6 protein-coding genes and 1 tRNA gene are annotated in these 4,622 nt (G+C 68.8%); 6 read left to right on the top strand and 1 reads right to left on the bottom strand.

The features are described 5' to 3' along the window. Positions 1 to 487: ATP-binding protein (locus FV230_RS24970; protein WP_246694991.1), on the top strand; the 487-nt coding region annotated here is incomplete at its 5' end. Positions 488 to 560: 73 nt separating this feature from the next. On the opposite strand, the gene FV230_RS24975 is transcribed toward FV230_RS24970, so the two are convergent. Beyond that, positions 561 to 637 (bottom strand) — tRNA-Asp (locus tag FV230_RS24975). Between the two features lie 359 nt (positions 638 to 996). Here FV230_RS24975 and FV230_RS24980 point away from each other — a divergent pair. The 5 genes from FV230_RS24980 to nuoE all read left to right on the top strand — a co-directional run. Continuing rightward, on the top strand, positions 997 to 1,362 hold the full coding sequence (locus FV230_RS24980) for an NADH-quinone oxidoreductase subunit A (RefSeq protein WP_147728471.1): 366 nt from the start codon (positions 997 to 999) through the stop codon (positions 1,360 to 1,362). A gap of 39 nt (positions 1,363 to 1,401) precedes the next feature. Then, complete coding sequence (locus FV230_RS24985) at positions 1,402 to 1,989, top strand: NADH-quinone oxidoreductase subunit B (RefSeq protein WP_147728470.1); 588 nt, start codon at positions 1,402 to 1,404, stop codon at positions 1,987 to 1,989. Positions 1,990 to 1,998: 9 nt separating this feature from the next. Continuing rightward, positions 1,999 to 2,646, top strand: coding sequence for an NADH-quinone oxidoreductase subunit C (locus FV230_RS24990; RefSeq protein WP_147728469.1), 648 nt, complete (start codon positions 1,999 to 2,001; stop codon positions 2,644 to 2,646). Positions 2,647 to 2,661: 15 nt separating this feature from the next. Then, positions 2,662 to 3,852: an NADH-quinone oxidoreductase subunit D gene (locus tag FV230_RS24995; RefSeq protein WP_147728467.1), complete on the top strand. Its 1,191-nt coding sequence runs from the start codon at positions 2,662 to 2,664 to the stop codon at positions 3,850 to 3,852. A gap of 21 nt (positions 3,853 to 3,873) precedes the next feature. Further along, a partial coding sequence (gene nuoE, locus FV230_RS25000) for an NADH-quinone oxidoreductase subunit NuoE (RefSeq protein ID WP_147844315.1) occupies positions 3,874 to 4,622 on the top strand: 749 nt, incomplete at its 3' end.

A 4,622-nucleotide genomic window follows, 5' to 3' on the forward strand; every position in this document is an offset into this window, starting at 1 on the left:
CCCCGACAGGGCTCGCGAGGTCGATCCGGCCGCGGCGCTGGAAGGCACGGCCCGCGGCCGGATCGACCTCGCGAGCCCTGTCGGGGACCTCGCCGCGACGCTGGGGCGGCTGCATGCGGCCAAGGGCGTGCGGATCCAGGCAAACCTCGCCGAGGGGTTGGCCGTGGGATGCGAGGCGCAGGACCTCGACGAGATGCTCGGGAACCTGATGGACAACGCCTGCCAGTGGTGCCGCGGCGAGGTCCGCGTCTCGGCGGCCCCGGCCGAGGGGGCGGTGGCAATTCGCGTCGAGGACGACGGGCCGGGCCTCGATCCGGCCGAGGCGGCCTCCGTCCTGCGCCGCGGGCAGCGGCTCGACGAGAGCGTGCCGGGCAACGGCTTCGGCCTGTCGATCACCCTGGAGCTGGCCGAGCTCTACGGCGGCGGCCTGACGCTCGACCGGTCCGGCCTCGGCGGCCTGCGCGCGACCCTCGTTCTGCCGGGCTAGAGCCGAACGCGGAAAGCCCTCGACGGCACGAAGCCGGAGGGCTGATTCGGTCTGGATGGGGAGGGAGGAAACGTGGCGCGGGCGACGGGACTCGAACCCGCGACCTCCGGCGTGACAGGCCGGCACTCTAACCAACTGAGCTACGCCCGCACGGCGCATCCGCTCGAAGGCCCGGTGGGCCTCGGCGACGAGCGGGGGTTTATGTGGGGGGGCAGGGAGTGTCAAGCGCGAGCTTGCCACGCGGAGCGCGATTGTCCGCATGGCCCGATCCCGGTGCCGCCGGGCCGGCTCGGACCTTGCCGGGCCTGCGCCGATCTGCCGTGTTGGCGAAGGCCTGACACAGCGCCACCTGTCTGTCTCAAGCCGCGATTGTGCGACGCGCAAACGGCTTGTTTCACCGGGTCGGCTCGACTAAGCCTCGGCCCGCGCGCACTCTGGCATTGGAGCAATTCCATATCGCCGTTCGGTGAAATTCAGGGCGGCGCAGTCCAGCGCGTGAGAGGTGTCGCATGACCGGTCTCCTGGCGGATTACCTGCCGCTCATCGTGTTCCTCGGCGTATCGCTGTTCATCGCGGCGGCTCTCCTGGTGGCCCCGTTCCTGGTGGCCTATTCGAGCCCGGATCCGGAAAAGCTCTCGGCCTACGAGTGCGGCTTCAACGCCTTCGACGACGCCCGCATGAAGTTCGACGTGCGGTTCTACCTCGTCGCCATCCTGTTCATCATCTTCGACCTCGAAGTCGCCTTCCTGTTCCCCTGGGCCATCACGTTCGGGGATCTCGGCTGGTTCGGCATGTGGTCGATGATGGCCTTCCTCGGGGTCCTCACCGTGGGCTTCGTCTACGAGTGGCGCAAGGGCGCCCTCGAATGGGATTAGCCCGCGTCGTCGCCCCGCCCGTCCGCTCCTGAGGCATCCATGGCCTTCACTCCCGAACTGTCCCGCGCCCCGGCGATCGCGCCGCAGGCCAAGGGGCTCGTCGACCCGAACACCGGACGTCCGATCGGCGCGGACGACCCGACCTTTCTGACGATCAGCGCCGAGCTCGCCGACCGCGGGTTCCTGATCACCTCCACCGACGACCTGATCAACTGGGCCCGCACCGGCTCGCTGATGTGGATGACGTTCGGGCTGGCCTGCTGCGCCGTCGAGATGATGCAGATGTCGATGCCGCGCTACGATTGCGAGCGCTTCGGCTTCGCCCCGCGCGGTTCGCCCCGCCAGTCCGACGTGATGATCGTCGCCGGCACGCTGACCAACAAGATGGCCCCGGCGCTGCGCAAGGTCTACGACCAGATGCCGGAGCCGCGCTACGTGATCTCGATGGGGTCCTGCGCCAACGGCGGCGGCTACTACCACTATTCGTATTCGGTGGTGCGCGGCTGCGACCGGGTCGTGCCGGTCGACATCTACGTTCCGGGCTGCCCGCCGACGGCGGAAGCGCTGCTCTACGGCGTGCTGCTCCTGCAGAAGAAGATCCGCCGCACCGGCACGATCGAGCGCTGAGGTGACGCGATGACCAACGGCATCTCGATCCTCGCCCACACCCAGCCGGTCTCCGGCGATGCGGCGCTGCAGGCGCTGTCGGACCACGTCGCCGGGGCGCTCGGCCCGGCGGTGGTCGAGCGCACCATCGCGCTCGGCGAGCTGACGCTGATCGTCCAGGCCTCGGACATCGTCTTCGCGCTGACGTTCCTGCGCGACGATCCGGCCTGCGCCTTCCGGAACTTCATCGACATCTGCGGCGCCGACTATCCGAGCCGCGCCGAGCGCTTCGACGTGGTCTACCACCTGCTCAGCCTGCGCCACAATTGCCGCATCCGGGTCAAGGTGCGCACCGACGAGGTCACGCCGGTCCCTTCCGTGATCGAGGTGTTCCCGGCGGCCAACTGGTACGAGCGCGAGACCTACGACCTCTACGGCATCCTGTTCTCGGGCCACCCGGACCTGCGCCGGCTGCTCACCGATTACGGCTTCGAGGGCCACCCCCTGCGCAAGGACTTCCCGCTCACCGGCTTCGTCGAGGTCCGCTACGACCAGGACGAGGCGCGGGTGGTCTACGAGCCGGTGAAGCTGACCCAGGAATTCCGGAACTTCGACTTCCTGTCGCCGTGGGAGGGTACCGAATACGTGCTTCCCGGCGACGAGAAGAAGACGGCTTGAGGCGGAGGGCTCACCATGACCGAGCATAACATCCGCAACTTCGCGATCAATTTCGGGCCGCAGCATCCGGCGGCGCACGGCGTGCTGCGCCTCGTGCTGGAGCTCGACGGCGAGGTGGTCGAGCGCGTCGATCCGCATATCGGCCTGCTCCATCGCGGCACCGAGAAGCTGATCGAGTACAAGACCTACCTCCAGGTCACGCCGTATTTCGACCGGCTCGACTACGTCTCGCCGATGAACCAGGAGCACGCCTTCTGCCTGGCGATCGAGAAGCTCGCCGGCATCGAGGTTCCGCGGCGGGCCCAGCTCATCCGCACCCTGTTCTGCGAGATCGGCCGGCTGCTCTCCCACCTCCTGAACGTCACGACGCAGGCGATGGATGTCGGCGCGCTGACGCCCCCGCTCTGGGGCTTCGAGGAGCGCGAGAAGCTGATGATCTTCTACGAGCGGGCCTCGGGCGCCCGGCTCCACGCCAACTACTTCCGTCCCGGCGGCGTGCACCAGGACCTGCCGCCCGCGCTGATCGACGACATCGAGGCGTTCTGCGACCCGTTCCTGCAGGTGGTGCAGGACCTCGACGACCTCGTCATGTCCAACCGCATCTTCAAGCAGCGCAACGTCGACATCGGCATCGTCTCGGTGGACGAGGCGATGGCCTGGGGCTTCTCAGGCCCGATGGTGCGCGGCTCCGGCATCCCGTGGGACCTGCGCAAGTCGCAGCCCTACGAGTGCTACGAGGAGATGGAGTTCGACATCCCCGTGGGGAAGAACGGCGACACCTACGATCGCCAGGTGATCCGCATGGAGGAGATGCGGGAATCCGTGAAGATCATGCGGCAATGCTGCGTCAAGCTGCGCGAGCCGGCGGGGCAGGGGCCGATCGCCTCGATCGACGGCAAGTTCGCGCCGCCGCCGCGCCGGGAGATGAAGCGCTCGATGGAAGCGCTCATCCACCACTTCAAGCTCTACACGGAAGGGTTCCACGTGCCCGCCGGCGAGGTCTACGCCGCGGTCGAGGCGCCCAAGGGCGAGTTCGGCGTCTACCTCGTCTCCGACGGCACCAACAAGCCGTATCGCTGCAAGATTCGCGCTCCGGGCTTCGCCCACCTCCAGGCGATGGACTGGATGTGCCGCGGGCACCTGCTCGCCGACGTGTCCTGCGTGCTCGGCACGCTCGACATCGTCTTCGGCGAGGTGGACCGGTGAGCTGGAAGGGCCAGAACTGATATGTCGAACCGCAGGCTCGCCCCCGCCGCCGAGCAGCCCGAGAGCTTCGCGTTCACGCCGGAGAACGCGGACTGGGCCAAGGGCCAGATCGAGAAGTACCCGGAGGGCCGCCAGGCCTCCGCCGTGATCCCGCTGCTGTGGAAGGCGCAGGAGCAGAACGGCGGCTGGCTGCCGCGGCGCGCGATCGAGGCGGTGGCCGACGAGCTCGGCATGCCGCACATCCGCGTGCTCGAGGTCGCGACCTTCTACACGATGTTCGCGCTGGAGCCGGTGGGCCGGTTCTGGATCCAGCTCTGCGGCACGGTGCCGTGCGATTCCTGCGGCGCGCGCGAGCTGAAGGACATGCTGCACGCCCGCCTCGGCGCGCCGGGGCACGTGTCCGCCGACGGCAACTTCTCCTGGCTGGAGGTCGAGTGCCTCGGTGCCTGCTGCAACGCGCCGATGGTGCAGATCAACCAGGACTACTACGAGGACCTGACGCCCGAGAGCCTCGGCCGGCTGATGGACGACCTCGCCGCCGGCCGTCCGGTCAAGGTCGGCTCGCAGACCGGCCGCGTCTCGTCGGAGCCGCAGGGCGGCGCCGCGACGCTGACCGACGCGACGCTGTTCGACGGGTCGCGCGTCGGCGCCTGGCGCCAGCGCTTCGAGGACAAGAGCAAGGCCGAGGGCGAGGAGGCCCGGGGCAAGGACGAAGCCGCCTCGACCGAGGCGCGCGCGGCGAGCGAGCCGAAGATCGCCAAGCCCGATGC

The sequence above is a fragment of the Methylobacterium sp. WL6 genome (genome assembly GCF_008040095.1).
Taxonomy (GTDB): Bacteria; Pseudomonadota; Alphaproteobacteria; order Rhizobiales; family Beijerinckiaceae; genus Methylobacterium.

Bases quoted from the DNA above. Each gene is read 5' to 3' on its own strand.
- FV230_RS24980 (WP_147728471.1), top strand. From the start codon at position 997: ATGACCGGTCTCCTGGCGGATTACCTGCCGCTCATCGTGTTCCTCGGC.
- FV230_RS24985 (WP_147728470.1), top strand. From the start codon at position 1,402: ATGGCCTTCACTCCCGAACTGTCCCGCGCCCCGGCGATCGCGCCGCAG.
- FV230_RS24995 (WP_147728467.1), top strand. From the start codon at position 2,662: ATGACCGAGCATAACATCCGCAACTTCGCGATCAATTTCGGGCCGCAG.
- FV230_RS24990 (WP_147728469.1), top strand. From the start codon at position 1,999: ATGACCAACGGCATCTCGATCCTCGCCCACACCCAGCCGGTCTCCGGC.